Source organism: Bacillus cereus group sp. MYBK30-2, assembly GCF_051915945.1.
In the GTDB taxonomy this organism is placed as follows: Bacteria; Bacillota; Bacilli; order Bacillales; family Bacillaceae_G; genus Bacillus_A; species Bacillus_A paramycoides.
The window spans coordinates 366,672-392,119 of record NZ_JBQAFR010000001.1 but is presented as its reverse complement, the minus strand read 5'-3'; the positions used below and the strand labels follow the sequence as shown (position 1 = coordinate 392,119).

The following is a 25,448-nucleotide window of genomic DNA, read 5'->3' as shown; positions in this document are numbered from 1 at the left end:
CATTAAAGTGCCTTTATCTGCTTCGTAAGTTCTTTAAATCGTTCGTCAAGTTCTTTATAGTCTTTGTCGTTAGAAGTTAAAAAGCTTAATTTACCTAATACTTCTTGTCTCTCTGTTTCTAACGTTAAACGTAACTCTTCAATATCATCTCTTGTTTTAGTAGGTTCTTCTAGCTGCTTTTGTATCGTATTGTTTGAAAACACGAGTTTCGTGTTAGTTGTTTTCTCCAGAAAATATCGATCGTGAGAAACGATAACTAGTGTTCCATTATACTCAGCCAATGTATTTTCAAGCTGTTCCCTTGAAGGTAAGTCTAGATGATTTGTCGGTTCATCTAAAATAAGTACATCTTTTTCATCTAAAATATAAGCCATTAACTTACATTTTACTCGCTCACCCATACTCATATGCTGAATCGGCTCTTTCCATTGAGAAGCTTGGAACCCTAAATGTTTCATTAAATTTTGGACTTTTCCTCTTTCTTCAAATGTCTCTTTATAAAATAAATCTTCTGGTGTTTTATCCAGTGGTAAATCAAATACTTCTTGTGTTAAATAACCAATGTTTGCTGATGGTGAAATCCATATTTCTCCTTGAGCAGTTTCCGTTCCCATAATCATCTTCAGTAATGTTGTTTTCCCGCTACCGTTTGGTCCAATAATCGCAACCTTCTCACCGTGCTGGATTGTAAAATTAACGTTTTCAAATAATGTTCGTCTATTAAATTTTTTCCGCAATTGTTTCACTTCTAAGAAGCGTTTTCCTACTTTTTTATTCGCTTGAATAGAGAACTCAACTGAATACTCTTCTTTAACACGTTCTATTTTCGTTTTCTCAAGCTCTTTTTCGAGACGTTTTCGTTTTGACTTAACTTGTGCATCCATTCGCTTCGCTTTCACACGATAAAATTCTTTAACTCCTTCTTGTTTTGTAGACTGTGCATGTGCCTTTTGTGACCATGAACTTAATTCTTTTATATGAGTTTCTACTTGTTCTATCTTTTTTTGTTGTTTTTCATATTCACGCTGCTGCGTCATTCGTTTTTGCTCACGCGCTTTCATATAACTCGTATAATTACCGCTATGCTCAATTAATTTCTTATCCTCAATTGACCATATTTTTGTTGCGACAACATCTAAAAAATATCGATCATGCGATACAACGATAACTGTACCTCTCATATTTTTTATTTGTTTAATAAGAAATTCCGTACTCATCTCATCTAAATGATTTGTCGGTTCGTCTAATATTAAGACATTAGGATTTTCAGCAAATCCTTTTGCTAGTCGAACTTTCAGTTTTTCACCACCACTTAACGTAATAAAATCGTTCGTTGGAACGCCCCATTTTGCAAGAAGTTCTGCTTCTTTTGCAATCACATCATTACTAATAAAAGATTCTTTTTCTTGTTCAACATATGCTGTTGTCATATTCATTTGCTGCCATTCAACAGTGCCTTTTGATGGCTCAATCTTCCCATTTATTAATTGAAGTAAAGTTGATTTACCAGCACCATTTTTACCAATTAATCCGATAACTTCCCCTTGTTTTACTGTAACATTCATTTTTTCTAATAAAGTATTTTCCATTATTTCAACATAAACATCATTTAATTTTAATAATTCTTTCATATTACCGATCCCTTTCATTAAGGGAGAATAAAAAAATCCTCCCAAAGTAATTTTGGCAGGATTAGTCGTTACATTATTTATACCCAAATAAGCTATTACACAAAATAAATAGCAATACTATTATATGGAATTGGGCAGACTAATCCTATTTTTTATAAATTGAAATTTATTGAATTTCAACATTTAAAAATAAGATTAGTTAATCATCGTCCACCCATCATTCCTTTCCGTCTTTAGTAACCATATTGTACCATAATAGTACTGTATGAGTAAATGCAATTATATGTGCTGTTATAAAGATCACTTTTTTTAGGTCTATTTATCATTTCTACACTTCATATCGATTAAGCACAAACAACATTTGTTGTAATACTGGCTTTATATTTCCCTACCAGTAAACTTCTAAGCACTCCCTCTTATATAATTTTTATATAATTTTTATATAAATTTATCATTAATCATATATTATACATATTAAATTTCAGTTCTTATAATAAAGATATCATTTTTAAGGGGGGATTCTACAATGGAATTTAGTAAACTAGGATACAGTGGATTAACTGTAAGCAAGATTGTATATGGGAACTGGATAAACCATGGTGGAAAAGTAGATGAGGATACTGCAAATGATTGTGTAAAAACCGCACTAGATGTCGGTATTACAACGTTCGATACTGCTGATGTTTATTCGGACACTATAGCTGAGGAAGTCCTTGGCCGATCTTTGCAAGGTATACGCCGAGAAAGTATAGAACTATGTACAAAAGTGTGCCATCCGACTGGGGCTGGAAAAAATGATAGAGGCTTATCACGAAAGCATATTTTAGAAAATTGTAATGCATCTTTACGTCGATTACAAACAGACTACATCGATGTCTATTATGCACATAGATTTGATACAACAACTCCTCTTGAAGAAACGATGTTAGCTTTCTCAGATCTTGTAAGACAAGGAAAAGTTCTTTATATTGGTGTAAGTGAATGGACATCAGAACAAATCACCCGCGGTTCAGCACTTGCACGAGAATTGAAAATTCCACTCATTGCTAGCCAACCTCAATACTCGATATTGTGGCGAGTTATCGAAACTGATGTGATACCAACATGTCAACTTGAGGGACTTGGTCAAGTTGTATGGTCTCCCCTCGCACAAGGGATTCTCACTGGAAAATATCAACCTGGTAAACCAATCCCCACTCAATCACGTGCTAATTCAGATGCTGGTAAACCATTTTTCCACAAACTCGTGCAACGTTGGATGAGTGATGATGTACTCACTGCTATCCAGAAACTCAATCCCATCGCGCAAGAAAATAATCTTACCCTACCTCAACTCGCAGTTGCATGGGTGCTACAAAATCCAGCTGTTTCCTCCGCGATTATCGGCGCTTCAAATCCGGAGCAAATAAGAGAAAATGCAGTAGCTGCTGGTGTTAAATTGCAACCTGAAATTATGGATCAAATTGATAGTGTACTAAAAGGTTTCATTGAGTACGATCCAAGCAAAACAGGCTGAAACATCAGTAATATACTTAATGAAAAACATAAAAATAACTTTGTAGTCCTAATTTAATATAAACGTTTCCCTTTCAAAATTCCCACTGCCCATCCCATCAAGATGGGCTTTTTCTCTTTAAATTCAAATTATGAAGTCGTATAAACCTCTCTAACAACTGTTAAGAAGTGCTCTAACACTACAGAGTTTTCTCCTTGTCTCCATCCAACATATAAATTTATTTTCGGTGTGTTTTCTTGAATTTCTTTATACATGACTCCCGATTTTTTATAACTTTCCACCGATGATGGAATGACAGAAATCCCTATTCCTGCAGCAACTAAATTCACAATCGTTTGCATTTGAATCGCTTCTTGAACAATATTTAAACTTACTCCATGTTCCCAAAAGTAACTAATAATTAAATCATAAAAATTTGTACCAAAATGACGGGGAAATAAAATAAATGGTTCATCAGCTAATGATTTGATTGAAATGTTAGGTAACGAAACCAAAGGGTGATCTTGATGCAAAACCAATTTTAAACATTCCTCAGAACAAACTTCGGAAGCTAATATTTCATTGTTCTGCTTGGAACGAATAAATCCAATATGAATTTGTTTTTCATAGAGTGCTTTTATTTGCTGGTCTGTTGTCATCTCGCGTAATATGAGCTGTATTTTAGGAAAACGTTCTCGAAATTTTTTTAATATATTTATAACAGTTTCTGTAGAATCGACAAAACCAATTATTAAATGTCCTATCTTCCCTTCATCCGCAAGCTGTGTTTCTTTAATGATTCTATCTACTTGAAGCAACGTTTGCCGTGCACCTTCTAAAAATATTTTCCCCGCACTGGTAAGTTCAACCATTCTTTTTGTTCGATGAAAAAGTTGAACCCCTAATTCTTCTTCTAATTTACGAATTTCTTGACTTAAAGGTGGTTGAGTCATCCTAAGCCGCTCTGCTGCACGACTAAAGTTTAATTCTTCTGCCACCGTTATGAAATATCTCATTTTCCGAATATCCATTACAATACACCTCTTTCATTAACTAGTAAAAAAGGATTCTCTTTTAATACTAAAAAGCATTAATGTATCTAGTATTTCTTTTATTTTTAACAAGATCGTTTTGCTTCACTTATGTAAATAATCTTTCATTCCGGAATTTTATCAACGGTACAAAACAAGGCTAAAAAACTTATCTCAAAAGTTCTTTAGCCTGAATCACTTTTTACACATTACAAAATTTAATTTCTACAACGGTACCTTTACCAACTTCTGAATGTATCTCTACACTATGTCCTAATTGTTTTGTAATTTCATATACAAGATATAGCCCCATTCCGGTTGATTCTTTAAAATCTCTACCGTTTTCTCCTGTAAAGAAAGGTTTAAATACTCTTGGTAAGTCTTGCTTCGGTATCCCTACGCCACTATCGATAATTTCAAGTACAACTGTATTACCTTCCTTACATGCTTTTACTTTAATCTTTTCTCTACTGCCTGATGAATATTTAATCGAATTCGATATAATTTGTCCAATTAAAAATTGTAACCATTTCGCATCACTTTCTACAATAATACCCTTATCAATTTCAAGCTCTGGATATACAAAATTTCGGATAAAGAAGCGTTTATGTTCATGTACAGAATCATTCACTATTTTATGTAATTGTACTCTTTCAACATAAAAATCTTGTGTAAATGCTTCTAAACGTGCAACATACAGAGCCATCTCTAACCCCTTTTTCAATCTATCTGTTTCCTCATTAATACTTTCGAAACGCGAATCCACTTCATCCTGTGTAATTAATTCTATTACAGATAAAGGTGTTTTCATTTGATGAATCCACTGATTCATAAAGGTTAAATGATCATTATTTTTTCTCTCTTGTAATTGCAGCTGATTTTGATAATGGCGATATTGCACCTCGAGCAGATCTTGGAGAGCAGTAGATAAAACTGCAAAATCAGATTTTTGAACAGATTCATCCAAAGATTGCATCGGATTTGCTAACCGTTCATAAAAAGATCGATGTGTAAAATAACGAAATAATATATAACTTACCATAAAAAAAGCACCTAAGAACATTGCATATAATGCCGTTGTAATATGATTATGCCCATCAAACCAATATACAAGGAATATGGCTAGGAGTTGAAAAACAGTAAAACATATAAGTGGTATATGATCACGTATAAACAGTCTTATCATTTTTCCATACCATTTTCCCAAGTAATATGCAGTCTATATCCAACACTGCGAATTGTTTCAATCGCTCCTTCAATATGTAACGTTTTTAACTTTTTACGTACACGTGTTGTATTTACACTTAATGTATTATCATCAACATAGGATTCACTATCCCATAATTTATTTAGTAACACTTCTCTACTCACAACGCGCGGATAATTTTTCATTAACATTTCTAATAAAATGGCTTCGTTTCTCGTTATATCAATCTCTTGGTTTCTAAGTTTTAATACAAGTCTTTCGGGATATAAACAAAGACCTTGTTGCTCAACCATTCGTTCTTCTAGTTTCGGTGCATAATCTCCATAAGCACGCCTTAAATGACTGCGGATTTTCGCCATTACAACTTCATAGTGGAATGGCTTCGGAATAAAATCATCGCCACCATTTTCTAACGCCATAACTTGATCCATCGTACCTTCGCGGGCCGAAATAAATAATATCGGACATGTAGAAACCGCACGAATTTGACGACACCAATAGTATCCATCAAAACTTGGTAAATTAATATCTAATAAAACTAACTCTGGTTGTTCTTCTAAAAATATGTCTAACACATTTTGAAAATCCGATACAATAATTCCTTGGTAACCGTATTTCGCAACATAAGTTGATAATAGCTCCGCAATTTTCATATCATCTTCTACAATCATAATTTTAACCATTTTTTAACTCCTTTTCGATCCACAATCTCATATACAATTATACAAAATAAATACTATCTCTTTTCATTAAATCCGTAAATTAAAAAAGGATGCTTTTATACCAAAGTATCCTTTTTCTATTTTTTCTTACTTAATATGAAATTCAATCAAAGTAAATCCCAGTTTCTTCACATAATCCATCCCTAGTTCCATCCGCGCCGTTTTCAACGGATCCACAACTTGGCAAACTTTTAAATTACCTGCTGCTGATAATAAAAGAGTTGCATCAGCTTTAGGCATTTCTAATTCTTCATGTAAAAATGTCACCATATTATGTACGGCGCGACTAGCTGCATCATCTAACAATTTCTCTGAAGCAATCGTCATTATTTTTTCTTTTTGGATAGCCATTGGTAGTGGCCATTTCTTTCCTTTTATAGTTTGAACTGTTACAGTTACCTCTCCAGCAACTTCCACCCCACTAACACCAATTTCACCATCACCCATTGCAGCGTGTAAATCACCTAATGCTAAAAGAGCACCTGGAACATTTACAGGTAATAATAATGTTGTTCCTTCTTTTATCTCTTTACAATCCATATTCCCGCCGTGATCATGTGGAGTGCCACATGAAATACTCTCCTCTTTCGGTGCAGTACCAATCACACCGATCATTGGATTAATTGGAATCTGTAGTTCATTCGAAAATACAACATGTTCATTATGTATTGGGACAATTTTCACTGTATTTTCATTTAGCTCATCACCCATTACACCAAGGTTCGCACCTGTTGTTAAAACGCCCTGCTCTGCAATTTTAATCTTTTCAATCGTTACGACTAATATATCACCAGGTTCTGCGCCTTTAATATATACAGGCCCAGTCACTGGATTAATTCGATTCCAATCTAGCTCTTGAAACACAACATCTTCAGAATCAATTTGATTTTCAAAGCAATCGTACGTTTCAAATATAATCCTGCTCCCAGGTTCTACTTCTATACATGGCTCATTATGTGGAGACATTGCGTAAATGATATGGTCTTTATGAATACGATGCATAGTACCTCTCCTTTTTCATTTTTATCTTCTATATAATAATTAGCTTTTAACCGTATAAGCTCCTTTTTAAAATTAGTAGTAATTTTAAAGAAAAAAGCACTTAGCTCATTTTGAAACATACACTCTTTACTATAACAGGTAAAGAAAGGTGGTATCACTATGCCCCTTATTCCATACAACGAAAGTGACGTTGAATTACTTGCACGTTTAATACGTGCTGAAGCTGAAGGCGAAGGTCGACAAGGAGAACAACTTGTTGGATGTGTTGTAGTAAACCGTGTATTTTGTGATTGCTTAGATTTTAAACAAATCCGTACAGTACGCGATGCTGTGTATCAAAGCCCTGGTGGATTTGAAGCGGTTCAATACGGATACTTTTATCAACGTGCTCGTGATTCAGAAAAAGAAATCGCAAGACGAGTTTTACAAGGTGAATGGCGCTGGCCAGCAAGATGGGCTCTTTGGTATTTCCGTCCAGTCGGAGCTTGCCCGCCCGAGTGGTATAATCAGCCGTTTGCAGGGCAATTTAAAAGTCATTGTTTTTACGAACCAAATGGCGATGAGTGTCCAAAGATGTATTCGCGATAGTAAAGAACTATGTAACGCAAGCACTTATTTTTATAAGTACTTGCGTTGTTTTTGTATCTGACTCTAGAAATCTAATAATGAGACAAATTTTTCAACTCCGACAACATGTATAAGTAGTGGTATACGCGGGCCACTTGATTGATTCATAATAAGCCTATATATAATAATAAACAATTGTTTTTGATTTTCTTTCATTATCTAAAAAAATATTTTATTGCTTCAAGTTGAATTTTATGGCTACACTCATCACAACAATATGCCCCTTTCGGTTTCTCTTTAAATCGCTTATACTTTTCACTTCCTTCATATACTCGAAATACATTTTTACAAGAAAAACAACAGATCTCATAAAACATCATATGTCTATTTCTCCCCACAGTTATATGCTATTTTCAAGTTACTTGAGAAGGTCTTCTTTTTTCATAGTACATCTTTATTCCAATCTAACAAAAGGTTTACCTCCATTTTTATCGAACTTTATATGTATCTTTTAATAAATCGAGGTGAAACATAGTGCACAGAAGTATTGAATTAGTCGTAGATGCTAAGGCTTGTTTAGGTGAAGGGCCTTGCTGGAATGAGAAGAAACAAATATTATATTGGGTTGATATTATCGAGAAGAAGTTATGCCTTTATAATCCTGCTAATAATACGAACAGAGTGATAACTCTCGACCAGCAAATTGGTTGTGTTGTTCCATGTTTAGATAGTGTAGTACTTTTAGCTATGGAAAGAGGCTTTTATTCTCTTAATCTAAATACAGAAAAACTTACACATATTTATGATCCCGAACCAAATTTATTAAAAAATCGTTTTAATGACGGGAAATGCGACCCAGCTGGTCGTTTTTGGGCAGGTACTACTGACTTATATGGTATAAGTGGGGCCGGTTCCTTGTATTGTTTGAATAATAATTACAGCGTAGAGAAAAAAGTTTCGCATGTAAATACTTCAAACGGACTAGCATGGTCCCCTGACTATGCATACCTTTATTTTATTGATACACCTACTAAAAAAGTAGTTCGTTATCATTATGACATACACACTGGTGTAATTAGCAATCCAACAGATGTTATCACCTTCCCTGCAAATGACTGTCTACCCGATGGTATGACAATTGACGAAGAAGGTTGTTTATGGATTGCGCATTGGGGAGGTTCGAAAATTACTAGATGGAATCCCTTGACTGGAGAACAAATATTAAGCATTCCGATCCCTGCGTTATATGTAACATCGTGTACATTTGGAGGATCTAATTTAACCGATTTGTATATAACAACAGCCAGAACAAGAATGACGGATGAGGAATTAAAACAGTACCCACATGCTGGTGGTATATTTCGAATTCAAACGAACGTTAAAGGTTGTCCAACATATTCATTTCGCTGTGAAAACATTGGAGCCGAAACACTATGACCAGAATCGATTACATAAGACAAGAAGAGAAAAAGTATCATGATTTTTGCTATGAACAATACAAATTATTCGAAGCAGGATCATGGCTTTATAAACCTGTTAAAACAGTTTTGGATTTGATGGGTTATTTTGAAGGACAGAACTACCTGCAAGTACTTGACCTTGGCTCTGGTGTTGGTAGAAACAGTATTCCAATTGCACAAAAAATCATGAATGCTGGCGGTACAGTTACTTGTGTTGATCTACTCGATTCGGCTTTAACGAAGTTACAAGTTTATAGCAAAGAATATGGTGTATTTGAAGTAATAAAAGCGGAGCAATCAGCAATCGAAAATTACTATATTCCCCCTAATAGTTATGACTACATCGTTGCAGTATCAAGTTTAGAGCATGTCAAATCTGAAGAAGATTTTAAAAAAGTACTTCATGCTATAAAAAACGGAACAAAGAGTGGCGGTATTAATTGTTTAATTGTCAACTCCAACATTCGGGAAGTAGACTTAGAAACAGGAGAAGAACTAGATGCGTTAATTGAAATTAACCTAACGACTGAAGAAATGTTGCATGTACTAAAAAAGATATATAGAGATTGGGAAGAAATAAAGGTTGAAATAAAAACCTTAGCATATAATATAGTTCGTAATGAAGAGCACATTCAACTTAAAACAAATGCGATTACTTTTGTCGTCCGTAAATGATATATATAAAAGAACTAATAATGATAAATAATCATTACTAGTTCTTTTGTATTTGTCTCACTAACTCCATATTTATTGAACTAAGCTACTAATTATCTCTGTTTTGTTCTATTATATTTATCTGTGATAATACCTCAAAACTAACATAATTCTATGCCCGGCATTAGGTATTAAAAATAATTGTTTATACGGAGCTTTTATTTTTGGAAAGTATTCTTGAGCAATAACATATGGTGCTTGCCAGTCATCTTCACCTAAAATATAATAGATTGGCACTTCATAGTCTGCTAATTCAGTCATTAAATTAAAGTCTTGTAAATATTCAAGAATTTTTCTATTCACTTTTAGAATTTTAGAAAGTGCCAAAAGATCTGATAACTTAAAGATAGGACTTTTAAATGCAGTTATAAATACAGGAAAATCACTTTTACCTGCTAATCCGTATTTCCCTTGAAGTTTTCGTATTTTCATACATTTCTTTAAAAACTCATTATCAAATGTTATCTTTTCACCCGGATAATCTCCAATAACTTCAAGTTTTTTTAAAGACTTTTTATCATTCGCCTTTTTAATTAATCCTTTCATTTTCTTATAGGCAACACGCTCATTTTCAAGCATTGAAATAACTGGTGCAACATTAATAAAATAAGTAATTTCTTCAGGATACTGTTTTACAAACACACTTCCTAATACAGTACCCCATGACCGTCCCAGTAAAACTATCTTTTCTTTATTATATTTCCTCTTTAAGTATTGAATAATTTCATATAAATCCTTTACCATGGAATCGATTGTAGGATATTTATCACGATTTTTTATAAAGGTCTTTCCCGCGCCACGTTGATCCCAATGTACAATTGTAAAGATCTCTTCTAATCTATCTTGAAAAGCATGTGCAAAAAGAGATTCAACGCTGCCAGGTCCACCATATAAATATAATATAACTGGGTTATCATACTTTGTACCTGAATGAAATAAATATTGATTAGTATCGTTAATAGGTACATACTCTTCAAAATAAATTAATCTTTTAAATTTATTTTTCATCGTCCTACACTTCCCCTATATTAATTTCAAATTGTAGCGGATGAAACAAAATTTATTTATCAATACTTTTTATTTGGAATGACAATAAGTATATCTTGGGGTGCTATTTATGTAATTTTGCACAAAAATTTTTATCTTTTAGATAAGAGAATCTTCTTCTAATATAAACAGCATCCATGCAACCTTATGTTTAATATACACACAGAGTTATTCTTTATATGTTAATTACCTTTAAATGAAATGGAGAGAAAACTATGAGCGAGAAAATTTTCAAAATAAATGGTATTGATATATGTACAGAAAGCTTTGGTAACCCTAATGACCCAGCAATTTTATTAATTATGGGGGCTACATGCTCAATGGTTTATTGGGATGAAGAATTTTGTAAACGGTTGGCTAGTACAGGAAGATTTGTCATTCGTTATGATAACCGTGATGTTGGGCGCTCTTTTACATATGAGCCTGGGACTTCCAATTACACTGTAGCAGACATGGCTGAAGATGCCATTGGGGTACTCGATGCGTATCATATTGACAAGGCACACCTTTTGGGCATGTCATTAGGAGGTATGATTGCTCAAATCGCTGTAGTAAAACATCCTGACAGAATTTTAACATTAACCCTATTAGCGACGAGTGTTATTGGATCTGATAATAACACTCGCGATTTACCTCCAATGGACGAAAGAATTTTAACACATCATGCTAATATCGTAAATATAGACTGGACAAATCAAAATGATGTCGCAGAATACTTAGTTTCAGGCTCTCGTCTACTCTGTGGATCAAAACGTCTATTTGATAAACAAAGGGTTTATCAACAAGTAAAACAAGAAATAGAGCGAGCTAATAATTTATTAAGTATGTTTAATCATGCTCTTCTTAAAGGTGATGATTCGTATGAAGGTGTACTTCAATTGATACAAGTACCTACATTAGTAATTCACGGTACAGACGATACCGCACTACCATTTGAACATAGTCTCGCACTTATTAATGAAATTCCGAATTCAAAACTATTAACCCTTGAAGGTGCAGGACATGAGATTCATTCTGATGACTGGGATGAAATTATTAAAGCACATTCAAAACTATAGAATAAAAACACCTATTAAAAGTGACGCAAATTACATTGCGTCACTTTTTTATGCAATAAAAACAAAAACCCATCACTGCATCCGTATGTATAGTGATGGGCTCTACCTATGATTTTCTATGTTTAAAAGAATGGGCAATCTAATTGATCAACAGATTCCCACAATTTTTTTTTTATACTTTCAGTAGATTTATTGTTATCAACTGGTATATTTTTAAAAGGATTCACTTCAACTTTTAATAGCGGCGAAGGATCAGCATACAAAGAAAAAACATAGCTGTTAGTCAATGTTTTTGACACATCAATATCTCCTACCTGCTTAAATAATTGCTGGGCTGCAAAGAAAAAGAAATTAGTTGGATTAGATTGTTTATTCAGCCAAGCAATCATTTCGGGTGATACCGATCTGTTAATATTAAGTTTTACTCGATCACCACGCTTATATCGCCTAGATCGCATACTTCCACCAACTAACTTATCGTTAAGTTTGTAAACCCTAACTCTTTTTGCTTATGCTCTCTATACTTTGGCGAACATGTATATACTAATAACCCACGTGCATTTGTAAATAACGGGTTATCTACAAAAATTACATTTTTCAAGCGTCCTTTTTGTTTTAAAATCATTTTCAAGCTATTTTTAATAATAACTGCGCCCCCACCATAAATAAATACATATGGATCGTCTTTCATATCATCAATTTTGTTAATAATATCTGTTGCGACACGTGCTGCTAAACCTAAAAGTGCTGGTTGCGATTCTTCCACTAATAAAGCATTTCTTGGATGCTTTTCATTTAAATAAATTTGATTAAATTCTGTAATACTATCAATCGTTTTCGTAGGATACTTTCTATTCCATCTCGTAATAATTTGCAGTAAAGTTTCTTTCACACCGTATGATAATCCCTTACTTAATTGCGGTCTAAAGTTTACACCTAACGAAACAACCTCTTCTGTCGTCCCCGCGCCAATATCAAATGATAATAATGTTTTATCTACAAAATCAATTTCAGACACTTTATTTTGTTCGCATTCGATTTTATGTTTCACTACATTTCCTTCTTCATCGTATACAATGCCCCACGTCCCAGACGCGCCTTCAGGTAGGCACTTACAGAACTCAATAGAAACATTAATTGTAACATCGCGGCCGTTCGGATAATGGAAAACAACCTTATGATTTCCCATATAACGTTTCGCATTTTCAGCAGCAATTTCTTGTGTAATTAGTTGCATAGGAAGAGCAACAGATAAATCATAATGAATATTAATATGACTTGAAGTTGGACTTTGACGTATAGCGCTTATAGCTAAACCCGAAAGGATTGTAATAACCATTAATTCATCAGTCGATTTATTTGATTTTTTCTCCACTTCAGTACCTTTTAATTGATCTTGAATCACTTTTTCTCCAACGATGTACCGTACGTTATTTAGCATTAGCGATGGAGAACTAATGGTCACATCAATATGATTCTCTAATTCGGTTAATGAAACATCTTCCTCATCCAACAATCCTGTAGGTTCACCTATATATAAAGAATAGATACTCGGAATAAAAATAGGGTCCTGCCCTTTCACCATTAACTTCAAACCGTTATTTCCTGCATCTGCACCAGCTTTCAAAAGAATAGACATAACTACCCCCTAATTTAATCTGACATCCCTTCCAAATATATGCGAGCCTATTCTTTTACATTCAAATGTAATGTAATATTTTGTTTATCATAAAAACAAAATATTATATGCTTACATATCTTATGTAAAAAGTGTTTGACATGAAAGTTTCCCAATTTTATACTATAGTTGTAAAGAGTTTTTTACAATCGTGGAGGTGCAATCATTTATTGAATACTAAAAAAACTACTTTTATAATCATTGTTTTAGCTTTAATTGCAATACTTGTACATGGCACATACAAATACATAACTGAAGGTTCAATTTTAGGCGGGACGATTTTCGCTGCTTCTCTAATACTTAGTAATTTAATTAATCATATTACATGGGGAGATCCAAACGGAGTATCAGAAGAAAGTCAAGATGAGATGGGCCAACAAATTACATATAAAAGCTTTAAAATCGCGTATTTTGTGCTTGTAGTTGTAATGTTCCTTATATTACTCTTCTCGGAAGGGTTTTCTATGGGTTCCAATTTAGATGGAGTTAAAAACCTTCCTCTTTTTATCGCACTTTGCTCTTCATTCTTTATTTATCCTATCGTTGAACTCATTATCGCAAAACAATATAAATAAAAAGATGAGGTTTTCTAAATAAAGAAAACCTCATCTTTTTATATTTACATCTCCTCAGCTATTGCTTTTAACTTATTCACAGTACGCCAGTTCCTTACTGTAGCTGGCGTATGTAATCTTTGAAATTGATTCATTAATTTAGAATTCCGTATGCTTTTCTTAAATAATAAATACACTACTCTTCCTTCGATTTGGAATTCTTCTATTTCACTTTTATACATAAGTAACTGCTTACTATCTTCTTCAGAAAGTGGATTAGCTAAAAAGGCCACATGTACACTTTCACCTTCTAACAGTGAATTAGTCTCGTAAGGACACTTTTTAATAATATTAATTAATTCATCATTTGTTCTTAACATGACTGGAACATCGAAATCAAAAACATTCTTCATTTCACTTTCAATTTGTTCCTTTACAAAACTTATATCTTCCACTGATTCAAACACTACATTCCCACTTTGAATATATGTTTTCACTTGTTTTAACCCTATTGATTCAAACATTTTTTTCAAATCTGCCATTTTGATTACTTTATGTCCACCTACATTAATTCCCCGTAGTAGTGCAATATAAATTGTCATTTGATTACCCCCTCACGTATTTAAGTGCATAACAATCGGTTTGTTTTGCACCTTCATATTTCTCGGCTACTGGCTTTAATTCTTCTAACATATCATGCATGGACAATATCTCAAACAAAAAAGCTTACTGCATGATTTTTCAAGAGTAAGCTTTTTAAATTATTTGGTTATCGGTAAATGTAATATTAATTGTTGTCCAATCGGTCCCATTCTTCTATACCCTTTATCTTGAAACCCAACTTTTTCATATAACTTTTACGCTGGAATATTTTTTTCATTTACAGCAAGTATAACTTCATTTTTAATTGGATAATAATATTTTACAAAGTCTTGTAATAAAGCCAATGATTTTTATTATATCCTTTTATTCGCTTATTGTGATTAACAGAAAAATAAGTTAAAAGTATGGCATCATTATTATCTGTGAACTCCTGTACTCTATCACCTGTTTGTAATGCGAATACACCGACAGGTACTCCGTTATAGTCTAAAATAACAACTACATTTTTAGTACGATCATTTTTTGCTTTCTCCAGTAATTCTCCTGGATTCGATGTGAATTGAACTTGTTCACTTGGTAAAGTAAATGCTTGTATGTTCTCTTTATACTGCTCCTTATATGGTACCAATTGTATTTCCCCAGTATGTATGTTCATGCTTAACTCTCCCATTCCTTCAAGTTATTAACTTAAACCTTGCTGTGTTTTAGAATGAACCTTTCCATCCAAAAATGTAATCTCAACAAATGATTTTGAATCGCTACCTTTCCAAGCAAAAATTTGTTTAATTTGTGTAGAATCTTCTTCCCCTTCTTCTATGAGTAAATCCCCTTCAAAACCGATTAAATCTTTCACTTCTGTATAAGTCATTCCTTCAATAATATTTGAGAAATGATTGATATTAATGGAATCTTGCTTTTTATTTTCCGTTACAGTAGAAGAAGTAGCAGTTTTCTTCTTCATTTCTTTCTTCTGTTCACACGCTGTCATACTAAAACCTATGCATAAACTACAAAATATGAGTGTGCTTTTTTTCATCATAACGGTTGTCCCTCCCCTCATTATTAAACCATATTTTCCCTGGAAAATAAACTGAATATTTAATTTTATAAAGGAAATCCCGTACAGTTTAGTACGGGATTTTCACTATTTTTTCAAATGATTATTTGATTGATCTTCTTGTTCTTTTTTTAGTTCTTGTTCTTCATTTTTTGGTAATTGTTTATCGTTATCTTTAATCGGATTCGTTTCTCTATTTTCAATTAGATCGTTTGGAACTTGTGGCATTACTCGGCCAACAATTGCTGCTAATTCATCAAGTATACCTTGACCAGTTTTACCTTTTTTAATTTGCTTACCTATTTGTTTTAATCGTTCATACGTATCAACATCTGCTACAACAACGGCATTAGCACCATTTGGGTCATTCTTCAAACTTTCTGCAACAGAATACTTAATTGACTCAACACGAGTTCGATCAAGTTTCGCCTTCACATCAATACCTACAACTGCATACTTACCAACTACTACCGCTGTCGCATCGTTTACACCAGGTATACTTGCAGCTAATGATGCTAAATGATCAGCTGCTTTTTCATTCGGCTTATTTGATTTGTTTGTATAATTAACATTTTTCATCGAGACATTTTTTTGTTCTGGCTTTTCATTAGGGTTATCTTTTTTTCCAATGCTACAGCCAGTAATAACGAAGCAAAGCATTAACATATATATAAGGATTTTCATTATTTTCACCACTTTATCATAAATGTTTAATCATAAATTTTTTCAACAGCTTGCATCTTCTTCACTTTTTCTTCTGCACCGCTATTTGCGTTAATGAAAATTTGGTACGTATCTTTCCCTAAAGTACCAACAAACTCATAGCAAAGTACTTCATTATGCAAGTCATTTACTACTAAAGCTTTTCGCTCTTCCATTACTTTTACATCTGGATTAATTTTCTTTCTTGCCTCAGCAGCAGTTAGCTTCGCACTTGGTATTGTTCGTTTTTGATGCGATGCTAAATATTCCTTCGCTGAAAACCCAACAATCGATCCATCATCTAAAGCAATTTTCATTTGAATTGCTTCTGGATAAATACGCACTCCGTTTTCATTTACAACGTACGTAAACACACCGATATTATCATATTGAGAACTATCATATAGCTCCATATTTGTAAATTTGTGATCCTTTAAAAATGTTAACCCTTTACTTCCAGCATCATTTAAACTAATTTTTTGTTCTTTAATTTCTCGGTTATTCATTACCCAAATTGGATATCCACCTTTCCCGGTAATATCCATATAAAACTCATTATTTGTCGCTGGGTCTTGAATCTTTACACTATAAAATGATTCTTTTGCACCTTTTCCGCTTTTCTCGACTTCTACTTTTTCATTTCCTTTTAAATTTAAAAATGATCTGGCAATTTTTTCCGCCTCTTCTTTCGAAATTGCTTTCCCTTCTGCTTCAAATCCGCCCTTTTTCTTCTTTTGTGCACTTGTAAAAGTAGGTCCGAAATTAGTAGACGAATATGATGTTACATTCTTTTCTACGGTCTTTAATCCATCGATAATTGTGTTATCTGCTGGATCTTGATTTGACGCAAGAGCCATTTCTACATCCATCCAGCGCAGATTGTTTTTCAAAACAAGATGTTGCATTTTTCTTAGTTCATCTTGTATATTGCCTGCATTTGAATATAAAGTTTGCAATGTTTTAAACTCTTGATCATTTAACGGTTCTTTTTCTAAATCACGAATCGCTGCACGGTAGCTAAAATCACCGATATTAGCTAAAAATTCTTCCGTTTTATTAAATGGCATTAATGTTAAAGGTAATTGCCCTACATCAGAACGAGCCTCTGATGTTAAACGCCATACATCTGCTAAAGCTGGCGACAATGATGAACGTGAATTCATCGCAAGAGTTGTTCCAATTTTATCGTGTAATAAATCAACTTCGTATGCCAAATCATGAAATGCACGCTGATAACTGTTTTCCGCTCTAATTAATACTGCATTTTTCTCTTGATGCTCTTTATAGCCCCAATATCCTGTTCCGACTACACCTACTGTTAACAATACAATGATAATACCTCGTAACATGTTTCCACCTCCGCTCTATTTACAGAAAATATGTTTACCAATTTTTTTAATTTGTGGACGAGACCAAATCCATTTACTTGTCGCAGTATCTGGATTGAAATAATATAATGCATTTCCTGTAGGATCCCAGCCATTGATCGCATCTAGTACAGCTTTTTTCGCTGTTTCATTTGGTGTTAAATATATTTGTCCATCTGCTACTGCTGTAAAGGCTCTCGGTTCAAAGATTACACCTGAAACAGTATTTGGAAATGATGCACTTGTGACGCGGTTTAAAATAACCGCAGCTACTGCTACTTGTCCTAAATACGGCTCTCCACGTGATTCTCCGTATACAGCGTTTGCCATTAGCTGTATATCATTTTGAGAATAACCGTTTGGAACATTTGTCCCTGTACTTTTTGGTGGCTTATTTTCTTGTGTACCTCCACCGCTATTCCCTTTATTAGTTGTAGTACCTTTATTAGCAGTCGATTTTTCATACTTCGTTGCCTTTACAAGCATTTGCTTCGTTTTAGCACCCGCTAAACCATCAACTGGCAATCCGAATTTTTCTTGAAAATTCCGAAGTGCCCAATATGTACCCCATCCGAAAACACCATCTACTTTCCCTGTATAAAATCCGTTATATTTCAAACGAGATTGCAGTTCAATGACATCTTCTCCAGATGCTCCCCTTTGAATCACTTGATTAGAAAAGGCTTCTACATTTTTCATTTGTATACTACTTACCATTACAGATAGCCCGATAAAGACGAGTAAAATCGCTATCTTAAAAACAGTTTTTTGACGCATGTATTTCCCTCCTTAATTACGGAAATGATTTCATGGTTATGTTTTGTAAAACCCTCGCTTTTATGTAAAGAAGACAAAAAAAGCCAAACTTATATGCTTAAAGAAATATGTAAACAATATACAAAAAGAATAAAGGAGCTTATTATGAAGCAATTCATTACACGTACAGCATTTATAATTTTTTTAATCACAACTTGTGCAAATATATATACCGGTCCATCTATCGTTCACGCACAGCCACCCTATGCAAAATGGGGTAAACTGGCCGTTGAAAAAACGAAAGAGCAATATCCGAAAGCAGAAATTATTGATTACCTTCATATAGGTAGAAAACCAAAAACTGTACAAATAACAGTGGAAAAGTTTAAATTGTGGCTTCGTGAGGATGGAAAAGAATATGGTGTTTTTGTTGATGTAGAGTTTGATACGAAAACAGAGAAGTTTCTAAAGATGTCCTTTCAGAAAACAAGTCGGTAAAGTGCAACTTTAATCAATTTGTGTTTCCATCACGGCTGGTTATAAGCCTACACTAATCGGACTTTTACAAGTTGAATCAAAGAAACCTCCGTCTTTACTTAAAGACAGAGGTTTCTTTATATAAACATTCAAGATATGCTGGCATTTCATTTTCTTGTATACTAGCAATTTCACTAAAAGTTTTTCCATTTTCTAATAAAATCCGTACAATCTCCCATCCAGCAAAATATGCTTCTCTGTCATGATTAGTTGTACCTTTTCCGAAAGTGAATTTCATGATGTATTCTGGAGACGACTTATGTAAATACGGATATATTCCCGTTAAAATTTTTTCCCTTACATTTTGACACGAGGAAAACCAACCTTCATTACGTTCAATATAATATTCATCAGCATGTCCCGGGACTATATATTTACTAACTTGAGTCGCTAATCCTTCTTGTAATATTGTAGAACCTATTGTACGTTCCCAACTAGTTGAAAGGTTAGCTGTTTTAGCGTGAACAATATGTGTTAATTCATGTGCTATCATAATACTAGATTCAGAAGTACCGTTCTCAATAGGTAAACATAATGCGATTCCCCCACCATCAGTTGGGGTTACAAAAGGATTTTCATCAAAAGCACCTACAAAATATACTATCGTTATATTGATATTTTCTTTACAATTCAAAAGTTCTTTTACTTCTTCTAAATATGTCTCGATAATTTGCAGATTTGGTTCCCAGTTTATTATGTACTCTATCTTTTTTTCATATTTTGGCCAAGCACTTCTCAAAAGTTCTTTCGCTAACTGTCTCCCTTCTTCTCCAGGTGGAACAGCCGCAAAATTGTAGTGCTCTTTCCACTGCTCCCAACGTTTCTCCTCATCTATCATATCTTGACTAGCAAGTGTATAAAAATCTAAAAATTTTGGTATCAAATTTAAAATTTTAATCTTATCCACAGGCAATCTCTCCTTTCCTTATTGTTTATTATTTCGCCCTCCATATTACAAACCCTTCCAAAAAGAAATCCCCCTTTAATAAGGGGGATTTCTTTTCAACTTTAAAGTTCGATTTCCTAACATTTTTACTAAAACACAAATAGCCCCAATCACAACGGCTATCCCTATACTAAATAAAAACACTCTACCATATCCATCTATTCTCGGATCTAAAAACGGATATGGGTACCAATTCACGAATGGACCACGTATTAAACTATATATAACATATAAAAGCGGGAAAATAAGCCAACTTGCAGCTTGTTTCCATGTAATGGTCTTCGTAGGTGGATTTATAACCCAATCTAAAATCATTGCTAATGGCATGATGTAATGAAGCACAGTATTTACCCACGGTATCGGTGTTTGAAGTGACTCTTCTAATCCTCTTAATAACAAAAAATAAATGAGTCCTGTTGTTAGTATGTATACTGTTGCCGCACCGCGAAGAACTCCAAACTGCTCCGAACGCCCGAATGTGGCTGTTCCAAAACTGCTTAAAAGTAGAATTATCGCCACTAAAATATTACTTTCAATTGTGAAGAAACTAAAAAAGTTAACTGGATTGAACGGTTTCACTTGTGCCCTTGTAACAAATTGAGTAATAAGTGCACTAAACGCTAGAAGACTTAAAAACAGCCTATAAATCGCTATCGTTTTTGCACTTCTCATAATACATCCCCCCTCTTCTTATTAATAATTAGAATTCTCTTTTACATGCTCTATAAATAACTTTAATGGTACGAGGCCACGTTTCGGCATGTGACTACTAATAACAGCTACGAGCTCTAACTGTGGAATGATAATAATGTATTGCCCTCCATATCCCATAGCAAAATACATAAAATACGGTATATGAAATCTTTCTTTATTTAATACCCACCAGTGATATCCATATGCTCCGACGTGTTCATACGTTTCAAATAGTGCCTCCCTTGAATCTTCTAACCATTTCGATGATACAATTTCATTCCCCTGCCAATATCCATTCTGCAAACATAATTTTCCGACCTTTAATAAATCTATAGATTTCATTTTCATGCCGAATCCACCGACATATACACCTTGCGGGTCTTGTTGCCACTCGTATTCCTTAATGTCTAGCGGCCCAAATAAATATTTTTTGGCAAACTGCTCTGTCGACATACCAGTTTCTTCTTGGATAATATAACTAAGTAAATGTGAAGAACCTGAATTATAATTCATTTTTGTACCCATTTCTTCAATGAGCGGCTTTTCTATAATGAATTGTACCCAGTCTTCTGAATCCACAAAGTCATTTGGAAAAACGACCCCATTCCCAAACTCTTTCCACTCTTCTCCCGTTGTCATCGTTAATAAATGATAAAGCGTTAATTCTCTCTTTTCCTCTGGCACATTTGGAATCCATGTTGTAATTGGTGTATGTATATCGTTTATTAACCCTTTATCAATTGCGATACCAATTAATATAGATACGATACTTTTTGTAATTGAATTAATTTTATATAAGTCATGTGCACAGTCTATCGTTTTATAGTATTCAGTCGTTAATTCCCCCCTTTGATAAACAAGGAATGTATTAACTTTTTTCTTATTAAATTTATTTTCTAGCTGTTCGAAATTCAAAGAATCTTCCTCCATCTTAATGATCATTTGATTATTTAGTATTTGTTGTTTATACAATTTTATATTTCTTTCTCTATTAAAACACATGCTTTTATTGTATGTTTAAATTTAGAAAGGAGATTTTATATGATGACAAATAAATTAAACCAAATCATCAAAAAATATAGTTATCCTAGTATAAATGGCGTGTATTTACGCCCTGGCCTCTATTCAAACAATGACACAAATCCAAACATATTTCTTGTCGGATATAATCCAGCTACTCCAATTCATATAGACGATTTGAAGCAAAGTGCATATCAAAACTTAATTTTATCCCATAAAAACTTTATCTCTTATTATGAATCACTACGAGTAAAGAAAGGTAAAAGAAAACAATCTCCAACTCGGAAAAGAATTAATGATTTGGTTACAAAAGTTTTTACAGAAACAAATGAAGTAATGTTCGAAACTAATATTTTCTCTTATCCAACATCAAAAGAAAAAGAATTGCGAGCATTACCTAAAGACGTCATAGAAGAAGTGAAACAACCATTTATTGAGATGTTACATACAATACAACCCTCTATAATCGTAGTACACGGAAAAAGAGCATTTATAAACCTAATTTCAATATTACAAAACTTAAATTTCCTTTCAAAAGATTTCATTTTTCAAAAGCAACATACATTTGAATTCTTATATCCTAATTCAAATAAAACTTGTACAATCATTCCTTACCGCCATTTAAGCCGAATTGAAAACCAGTCTTATCAACAATTTCAAAAATGTCTAATACACGAAATTAACTCTAAAAAATAAAACCTGACAGCTTTAGTAGCTATCAGGTTTTATTTTTTATAACTTAGTTCGAACGCTCCAAAGCTCTGGGAAGAAACGTTGATCAAGCACTCGCTTTAAATAAGATACGCCAGAAGATCCACCTGTTCCCATTTTATGACCAATAATACGTTCTACCGTTTTCATATGACGGAAGCGCCATTGTTGTAGCCAGTCTTCAATGTCAATTAATTTCTCTGCAAGCTGATATAAATCCCAATATTTCTTAACGTCCGCATATACTTCTATCCAAGCCGCTTCTACAGTTGCATCCTCTTCGTAAGGCTGTGTAATATCACGATTTAACACATCTTTATGAATTGGGAAACCTTCTTTAACAAGCGTTTGTATCGCAACGTCATACAAACTTGGCGCATGAAGTGCTTTATGAAGACGAGCATGTAATTCTGGATCTTTTTCATAAATTTTTAACGCATGTGGTGTTTTATAGCCAAGTGCATACTCAATCATTCGATATTGATACGATTGAAACCCTGAAGCCTGTCCAAGTGAATCCCGAAACTCAATATACTCTGATGGCGTTAATGTCGCAAGAATATCCCAAGATTGAATAATTTGTGACTGAATTTTTGATACACGCGCTAGCATTTTAAATGCTGGTGCTAATTTATCTTGTTTGATAGATTCAATTGCTGCGTTCAATTCGTGTAAAATAAGCTTCATCCAAAGTTCACTCGCTTGGTGAATGACGATAAATAACATTTCATCATGATGATCGGACAATCTCTTTTGAGAAGATAGTAAACTATCTAATTGTAAATACTCTCCATACGTCATATTTTCCTTAAAGTCCGTGTGAATCCCTTTTTCCATAATTACTTTTTCGTTTTCTTTCATATTAGTCAAACGCCCCTTTTAACATTTCTATTTATATTGGTCTAATAACAGCGCGAACTGGACTTCCATCTGCATCTGTTAATGCAAGTGGTAATGCAATAAGTTCGTAATCGCCATCTACTACGTCATCTAGTACGACATTTTCTAAAATATGAATTCCGTGTTTAAATAATTGATGATGCGCTGCTAGTTCTTTATCATCTAAAGGATCAACAGAAGGTACATCTACCCCAATTAAACGAATACCCTTACTTGAAAGAAAAGGGGCAATATCGGCACGTAAATACGGGATTTCTTCTGGAAACTCTTGCGCATTACCGTGTGAGGATGTACGTAATAATAATCGTCCTACACCTTCTAAATTAAATGTTTCTAATTCCTTTTTACCGATACTCTCCAACCCTGAAACATCGATAACTCGTGCTGTACCTACATATACGTCTATATCTAAATCTAACACCTTCTTACCGTCATTATCGAAATGAAAAGGTGCATCAATATGAGTACCAGTATGAATACTCATCGTTAACTTTCCGACATTGACTGAACCACTGTCTTCTTTTGACCATGAAACTTCATACGAGAACGGTGTATCCCCTGGCCACGTTGCGATATCATTATTTAGCGGTTGCGAGATATCAATCCACTGCGATGTTTTCATGCTTATGCCACAACCTCTCGCTTATTTTCAAACTTTTTATATTCTTCCTCTTTCATAATTTTCTTTAAAATTTGTACAGAGTTCCATACTTCCTCATACGTATTGTATAAAGCAACCGGTGCAAGACGAACTCCATTCGGAGCTCTAAAATCAGGAATCACTCCATTTGCTTTTAACGCTTTACATATACGTGCCGCCTCAGCATGTTCTAAATAAATATGCCCGCCTCGTTTTTCATCCTCTAGCGGATTTCCAATTATAAATCCAAAATCTTTTAATTCATATTTAATTAAATTAAGCATGTATCTCGTAATATGTAATGATTTTTCACGTAACCTTTCAATGCCAGCTTCTTTAAAAATTTCAAGTGAACCGATTAACGGCGCCGTACTTAATACGTGAGGTGTCCCTATTTGATAAGCTCCAGCATGGTCTGCAGCAGTTAATGAATGTTCCATATCAAACTGCTTATCTTTTCTAGAACTAAACCAACCAGATAATCCTGGCAGTCTATTAAAATGTTTTTTATTCACATATAATCCTGCAACTCCACCAGGCCCTGCATTTAAATATTTATAATTACACCATACAGCGAAATCAACATCCCACTCTTTAAAATGATGCGGAATGGAGCCGATTGAATGACATAAGTCAAAACCGATATCAATACCACGTTTATGAGCTTCTGCTGTTAATCGCTTCATATCTAGAATTTGTCCGCTTCTATATAGCACAGATGGCAATAAAATTAAAGCGATATCATCGGTCATCGCATGAATTATATCTTCTTCTGAAAGTGTTCTACCATCTCTACTTTTTACTTGAACTAGATGCTCATCTGGATCTAATCCTTTTAAACGAATTTGACTTTGAAGTGCGTATATATCTGATGGGAACGTTAATTCATCCGCAAGAATTTTTGTACGAATCCCTTTCGGTTCATAGAATGTTGCGATTACTTGATGAATATTCGTTGTCGTGGAACCGGTTACAATCGTCTCTTCTGGTAAAGATCCAATAAGAGGTGCAGTCAATTCTCCTAGCTTTTCTGATAAGAAGAACCAAGGATGTTCTCCTTCAGTCCATCCATCAATTCCATACTCTTTCCATGAATCTAGCAAAGTAAGTAACGATTTCTCTGCCCTTTTTGAAAGTAAACCTAATGAGTTCCCATCTAAATATATTGTTCCTTCTTTTTTATAAAATTCAGTTTGAAAATCTTTCAGTTCATCATGTTTATCACATTCAAGCGCATACTCATAAGTTGGTTGAAATGGTACTTTATACATGGTGTCACCTTCTTTTAATTTTCTTTTTATTCTAACTAATTGAAATATATCACTGAAATTGATATAACGTCAATGATAT

At 33.8% G+C, this 25,448-nt stretch carries 28 protein-coding genes and 2 pseudogenes; 8 read left to right on the top strand and 22 right to left on the bottom strand.

Going from position 1 to position 25,448, the window contains the following annotated elements; genetic code table 11:
• Nucleotides 1-2: 2 nt before the first annotated feature.
• Nucleotides 3-1,631, bottom strand: a complete 1,629-nt coding sequence (abc-f, locus tag ACTFQM_RS02125) for a ribosomal protection-like ABC-F family protein (protein ID WP_440033292.1) — start codon at nt 1,629-1,631, stop codon at nt 3-5.
• Between the two features lie 526 nt (nt 1,632-2,157).
• Here abc-f and ACTFQM_RS02120 point away from each other — a divergent pair.
• Nucleotides 2,158-3,147 carry an aldo/keto reductase family protein gene (locus ACTFQM_RS02120; RefSeq protein ID WP_440033291.1) on the top strand — a complete coding sequence of 330 codons (990 nt, stop codon included), beginning with the start codon at nt 2,158-2,160 and terminating at the stop codon, nt 3,145-3,147.
• A 128-nt stretch (nt 3,148-3,275) separates the two neighbouring features.
• Here ACTFQM_RS02120 and ACTFQM_RS02115 read toward each other — a convergent pair whose 3' ends face one another.
• The 4 genes from ACTFQM_RS02115 to ACTFQM_RS02100 all read right to left on the bottom strand — a co-directional run bounded on the left by ACTFQM_RS02115 (nt 3,276) and on the right by ACTFQM_RS02100 (nt 7,088).
• A complete protein-coding gene (locus tag ACTFQM_RS02115; protein WP_440033290.1) occupies nt 3,276-4,157 on the bottom strand; it encodes a LysR substrate-binding domain-containing protein in 882 nt (293 codons plus the stop codon).
• Nucleotides 4,158-4,359: 202 nt separating this feature from the next.
• Entirely contained in the window at nt 4,360-5,343 is a 984-nt protein-coding gene (locus ACTFQM_RS02110; protein WP_440033289.1) for a sensor histidine kinase, read from the bottom strand.
• Nucleotides 5,340-6,047, bottom strand: coding sequence for a response regulator transcription factor (locus ACTFQM_RS02105; protein WP_002172213.1), 708 nt, complete (start codon nt 6,045-6,047; stop codon nt 5,340-5,342). The genes ACTFQM_RS02110 and ACTFQM_RS02105 overlap by 4 nt, the downstream gene beginning before the upstream one ends.
• A 126-nt stretch (nt 6,048-6,173) precedes the next feature.
• Entirely contained in the window at nt 6,174-7,088 is a 915-nt protein-coding gene (locus ACTFQM_RS02100; protein WP_440033288.1) for an acetamidase/formamidase family protein, read from the bottom strand.
• Between the two features lie 159 nt (nt 7,089-7,247).
• Here ACTFQM_RS02100 and ACTFQM_RS02095 point away from each other — a divergent pair, with 159 nt between their 5' ends.
• Nucleotides 7,248-7,676 carry a cell wall hydrolase gene (locus tag ACTFQM_RS02095; RefSeq protein WP_002172215.1) on the top strand — a complete coding sequence of 143 codons (429 nt, stop codon included), beginning with the start codon at nt 7,248-7,250 and terminating at the stop codon, nt 7,674-7,676.
• 63 nt (nt 7,677-7,739) lie between these two features.
• On the opposite strand, the pseudogene ACTFQM_RS02090 reads toward ACTFQM_RS02095, so the two are convergent.
• Nucleotides 7,740-7,874 (bottom strand): annotated as a pseudogene (locus tag ACTFQM_RS02090) (lysine--tRNA ligase); the annotation flags it as partial.
• Entirely contained in the window at nt 7,871-8,035 is a 165-nt protein-coding gene (locus ACTFQM_RS02085; protein ID WP_115610305.1) for a DUF2197 domain-containing protein, read from the bottom strand. The pseudogene ACTFQM_RS02090 and the gene ACTFQM_RS02085, both read right to left, overlap by 4 nt.
• Nucleotides 8,036-8,189: 154 nt before the next feature.
• Between ACTFQM_RS02085 and ACTFQM_RS02080 the strand changes: the two genes are divergently transcribed.
• Both ACTFQM_RS02080 and ACTFQM_RS02075 read left to right on the top strand, forming a co-directional pair.
• Entirely contained in the window at nt 8,190-9,092 is a 903-nt protein-coding gene (locus ACTFQM_RS02080; RefSeq protein WP_440033287.1) for an SMP-30/gluconolactonase/LRE family protein, read from the top strand.
• Nucleotides 9,089-9,790, top strand: a complete 702-nt coding sequence (locus ACTFQM_RS02075; protein WP_440033286.1) for a class I SAM-dependent methyltransferase — start codon at nt 9,089-9,091, stop codon at nt 9,788-9,790. The genes ACTFQM_RS02080 and ACTFQM_RS02075 overlap by 4 nt, the downstream gene beginning before the upstream one ends.
• A 117-nt stretch (nt 9,791-9,907) precedes the next feature.
• Here ACTFQM_RS02075 and ACTFQM_RS02070 read toward each other — a convergent pair whose 3' ends face one another.
• Nucleotides 9,908-10,837 (bottom strand): alpha/beta fold hydrolase, encoded by a 930-nt coding sequence (locus tag ACTFQM_RS02070; RefSeq protein ID WP_440033285.1) that lies wholly within the window; start codon nt 10,835-10,837, stop codon nt 9,908-9,910.
• A 254-nt stretch (nt 10,838-11,091) separates the two neighbouring features.
• Here ACTFQM_RS02070 and ACTFQM_RS02065 point away from each other — a divergent pair, with 254 nt between their 5' ends.
• Nucleotides 11,092-11,934, top strand: a complete 843-nt coding sequence (locus ACTFQM_RS02065) for an alpha/beta fold hydrolase (protein ID WP_440033284.1) — start codon at nt 11,092-11,094, stop codon at nt 11,932-11,934.
• A gap of 122 nt (nt 11,935-12,056) precedes the next feature.
• Here ACTFQM_RS02065 and ACTFQM_RS02060 read toward each other — a convergent pair whose 3' ends face one another.
• Nucleotides 12,057-12,392: a hypothetical protein gene (locus tag ACTFQM_RS02060; protein WP_265622507.1), complete on the bottom strand. Its 336-nt coding sequence runs from the start codon at nt 12,390-12,392 to the stop codon at nt 12,057-12,059.
• An 11-nt stretch (nt 12,393-12,403) separates the two neighbouring features.
• Nucleotides 12,404-13,573, bottom strand: a complete 1,170-nt coding sequence (locus ACTFQM_RS02055) for a ParM/StbA family protein (RefSeq protein WP_440033283.1) — start codon at nt 13,571-13,573, stop codon at nt 12,404-12,406.
• Nucleotides 13,574-13,782: 209 nt separating this feature from the next.
• On the opposite strand from ACTFQM_RS02055, the gene ACTFQM_RS02050 reads away from it, so the two are divergent.
• Nucleotides 13,783-14,187, top strand: coding sequence for a hypothetical protein (locus ACTFQM_RS02050; protein ID WP_440033282.1), 405 nt, complete (start codon nt 13,783-13,785; stop codon nt 14,185-14,187).
• 44 nt (nt 14,188-14,231) lie between these two features.
• Here the strand turns inward: ACTFQM_RS02050 and ACTFQM_RS02045 are convergent, their stop codons facing one another.
• From ACTFQM_RS02045 to sleB, 6 genes and pseudogenes are all read right to left on the bottom strand, one after another.
• A complete protein-coding gene (locus ACTFQM_RS02045) occupies nt 14,232-14,768 on the bottom strand; it encodes a DUF1697 domain-containing protein (protein ID WP_440033281.1) in 537 nt (178 codons plus the stop codon).
• 159 nt (nt 14,769-14,927) lie between these two features.
• Nucleotides 14,928-15,424 (bottom strand): annotated as a pseudogene (locus ACTFQM_RS02040) (GNAT family N-acetyltransferase).
• Nucleotides 15,425-15,451: 27 nt separating this feature from the next.
• The gene (locus ACTFQM_RS02035) at nt 15,452-15,829 is read right to left on the bottom strand and encodes a DUF3862 domain-containing protein (protein ID WP_440033280.1); all 378 of its coding nucleotides are present in this window, start codon (nt 15,827-15,829) and stop codon (nt 15,452-15,454) included.
• An 84-nt stretch (nt 15,830-15,913) separates the two neighbouring features.
• Nucleotides 15,914-16,510: a YhcN/YlaJ family sporulation lipoprotein gene (locus tag ACTFQM_RS02030; protein WP_025148496.1), complete on the bottom strand. Its 597-nt coding sequence runs from the start codon at nt 16,508-16,510 to the stop codon at nt 15,914-15,916.
• A gap of 26 nt (nt 16,511-16,536) precedes the next feature.
• Nucleotides 16,537-17,877 (bottom strand): germination protein YpeB, encoded by a 1,341-nt coding sequence (gene ypeB / locus ACTFQM_RS02025; protein WP_440033279.1) that lies wholly within the window; start codon nt 17,875-17,877, stop codon nt 16,537-16,539.
• A gap of 15 nt (nt 17,878-17,892) precedes the next feature.
• Nucleotides 17,893-18,672, bottom strand: a complete 780-nt coding sequence (gene sleB / locus ACTFQM_RS02020) for a spore cortex-lytic enzyme (protein WP_242272679.1) — start codon at nt 18,670-18,672, stop codon at nt 17,893-17,895.
• A 144-nt stretch (nt 18,673-18,816) separates the two neighbouring features.
• On the opposite strand from sleB, the gene ACTFQM_RS02015 reads away from it, so the two are divergent.
• On the top strand, nt 18,817-19,149 hold the full coding sequence (locus ACTFQM_RS02015) for a DUF3889 domain-containing protein (RefSeq protein WP_440033278.1): 333 nt from the start codon (nt 18,817-18,819) through the stop codon (nt 19,147-19,149).
• 94 nt (nt 19,150-19,243) lie between these two features.
• Here ACTFQM_RS02015 and ACTFQM_RS02010 read toward each other — a convergent pair whose 3' ends face one another.
• From ACTFQM_RS02010 to ACTFQM_RS02000, 3 genes are all read right to left on the bottom strand, one after another.
• Entirely contained in the window at nt 19,244-20,095 is an 852-nt protein-coding gene (locus tag ACTFQM_RS02010; RefSeq protein WP_440033277.1) for a DUF2268 domain-containing putative Zn-dependent protease, read from the bottom strand.
• Between the two features lie 75 nt (nt 20,096-20,170).
• Nucleotides 20,171-20,806 (bottom strand): Pr6Pr family membrane protein, encoded by a 636-nt coding sequence (locus ACTFQM_RS02005; RefSeq protein ID WP_440033276.1) that lies wholly within the window; start codon nt 20,804-20,806, stop codon nt 20,171-20,173.
• Between the two features lie 21 nt (nt 20,807-20,827).
• Entirely contained in the window at nt 20,828-21,742 is a 915-nt protein-coding gene (locus tag ACTFQM_RS02000; protein WP_440033275.1) for a serine hydrolase domain-containing protein, read from the bottom strand.
• Between the two features lie 126 nt (nt 21,743-21,868).
• On the opposite strand from ACTFQM_RS02000, the gene ACTFQM_RS01995 reads away from it, so the two are divergent.
• Nucleotides 21,869-22,543: a hypothetical protein gene (locus ACTFQM_RS01995; RefSeq protein ID WP_440033274.1), complete on the top strand. Its 675-nt coding sequence runs from the start codon at nt 21,869-21,871 to the stop codon at nt 22,541-22,543.
• Nucleotides 22,544-22,579: 36 nt separating this feature from the next.
• Here the strand turns inward: ACTFQM_RS01995 and kynA are convergent, their stop codons facing one another.
• The 3 genes from kynA to kynU are packed head-to-tail and all read right to left on the bottom strand — an operon-like array spanning nt 22,580 to nt 25,369.
• Nucleotides 22,580-23,419, bottom strand: coding sequence for a tryptophan 2,3-dioxygenase (kynA, locus tag ACTFQM_RS01990; protein ID WP_440033273.1), 840 nt, complete (start codon nt 23,417-23,419; stop codon nt 22,580-22,582).
• 31 nt (nt 23,420-23,450) lie between these two features.
• A complete protein-coding gene (kynB, locus tag ACTFQM_RS01985) occupies nt 23,451-24,080 on the bottom strand; it encodes an arylformamidase (RefSeq protein WP_440033272.1) in 630 nt (209 codons plus the stop codon).
• A gap of 2 nt (nt 24,081-24,082) precedes the next feature.
• The gene (gene kynU, locus ACTFQM_RS01980) at nt 24,083-25,369 is read right to left on the bottom strand and encodes a kynureninase (RefSeq protein ID WP_440033271.1); all 1,287 of its coding nucleotides are present in this window, start codon (nt 25,367-25,369) and stop codon (nt 24,083-24,085) included.
• Nucleotides 25,370-25,448: the final 79 nt, after the last annotated feature.

Coding starts and splice junctions, on each gene's coding strand:
- ACTFQM_RS02015 (WP_440033278.1), top strand. CDS start 18,817: ATGAAGCAATTCATTACACGTACAGCATTTATAATTTTTTTAATCACA.
- kynA (WP_440033273.1), bottom strand. CDS start 23,419: ATGAAAGAAAACGAAAAAGTAATTATGGAAAAAGGGATTCACACGGAC.
- ypeB (WP_440033279.1), bottom strand. CDS start 17,877: ATGTTACGAGGTATTATCATTGTATTGTTAACAGTAGGTGTAGTCGGA.
- ACTFQM_RS02120 (WP_440033291.1), top strand. CDS start 2,158: ATGGAATTTAGTAAACTAGGATACAGTGGATTAACTGTAAGCAAGATT.
- ACTFQM_RS02065 (WP_440033284.1), top strand. CDS start 11,092: ATGAGCGAGAAAATTTTCAAAATAAATGGTATTGATATATGTACAGAA.
- ACTFQM_RS02105 (WP_002172213.1), bottom strand. CDS start 6,047: ATGGTTAAAATTATGATTGTAGAAGATGATATGAAAATTGCGGAGCTA.
- ACTFQM_RS02030 (WP_025148496.1), bottom strand. CDS start 16,510: ATGAAAATCCTTATATATATGTTAATGCTTTGCTTCGTTATTACTGGC.
- ACTFQM_RS02005 (WP_440033276.1), bottom strand. CDS start 20,806: ATGAGAAGTGCAAAAACGATAGCGATTTATAGGCTGTTTTTAAGTCTT.
- ACTFQM_RS02070 (WP_440033285.1), bottom strand. CDS start 10,837: ATGAAAAATAAATTTAAAAGATTAATTTATTTTGAAGAGTATGTACCT.
- ACTFQM_RS02060 (WP_265622507.1), bottom strand. CDS start 12,392: ATGCGATCTAGGCGATATAAGCGTGGTGATCGAGTAAAACTTAATATT.
- ACTFQM_RS02085 (WP_115610305.1), bottom strand. CDS start 8,035: ATGATGTTTTATGAGATCTGTTGTTTTTCTTGTAAAAATGTATTTCGA.
- ACTFQM_RS01995 (WP_440033274.1), top strand. CDS start 21,869: ATGATGACAAATAAATTAAACCAAATCATCAAAAAATATAGTTATCCT.
- ACTFQM_RS02035 (WP_440033280.1), bottom strand. CDS start 15,829: ATGAGGGGAGGGACAACCGTTATGATGAAAAAAAGCACACTCATATTT.
- ACTFQM_RS02115 (WP_440033290.1), bottom strand. CDS start 4,157: ATGGATATTCGGAAAATGAGATATTTCATAACGGTGGCAGAAGAATTA.
- ACTFQM_RS02075 (WP_440033286.1), top strand. CDS start 9,089: ATGACCAGAATCGATTACATAAGACAAGAAGAGAAAAAGTATCATGAT.
- ACTFQM_RS02095 (WP_002172215.1), top strand. CDS start 7,248: ATGCCCCTTATTCCATACAACGAAAGTGACGTTGAATTACTTGCACGT.
- kynB (WP_440033272.1), bottom strand. CDS start 24,080: ATGAAAACATCGCAGTGGATTGATATCTCGCAACCGCTAAATAATGAT.
- kynU (WP_440033271.1), bottom strand. CDS start 25,369: ATGTATAAAGTACCATTTCAACCAACTTATGAGTATGCGCTTGAATGT.
- ACTFQM_RS02045 (WP_440033281.1), bottom strand. CDS start 14,768: ATGACAATTTATATTGCACTACTACGGGGAATTAATGTAGGTGGACAT.
- sleB (WP_242272679.1), bottom strand. CDS start 18,672: ATGCGTCAAAAAACTGTTTTTAAGATAGCGATTTTACTCGTCTTTATC.
- ACTFQM_RS02110 (WP_440033289.1), bottom strand. CDS start 5,343: ATGATAAGACTGTTTATACGTGATCATATACCACTTATATGTTTTACT.
- abc-f (WP_440033292.1), bottom strand. CDS start 1,631: ATGAAAGAATTATTAAAATTAAATGATGTTTATGTTGAAATAATGGAA.
- ACTFQM_RS02055 (WP_440033283.1), bottom strand. CDS start 13,573: ATGTCTATTCTTTTGAAAGCTGGTGCAGATGCAGGAAATAACGGTTTG.
- ACTFQM_RS02100 (WP_440033288.1), bottom strand. CDS start 7,088: ATGCATCGTATTCATAAAGACCATATCATTTACGCAATGTCTCCACAT.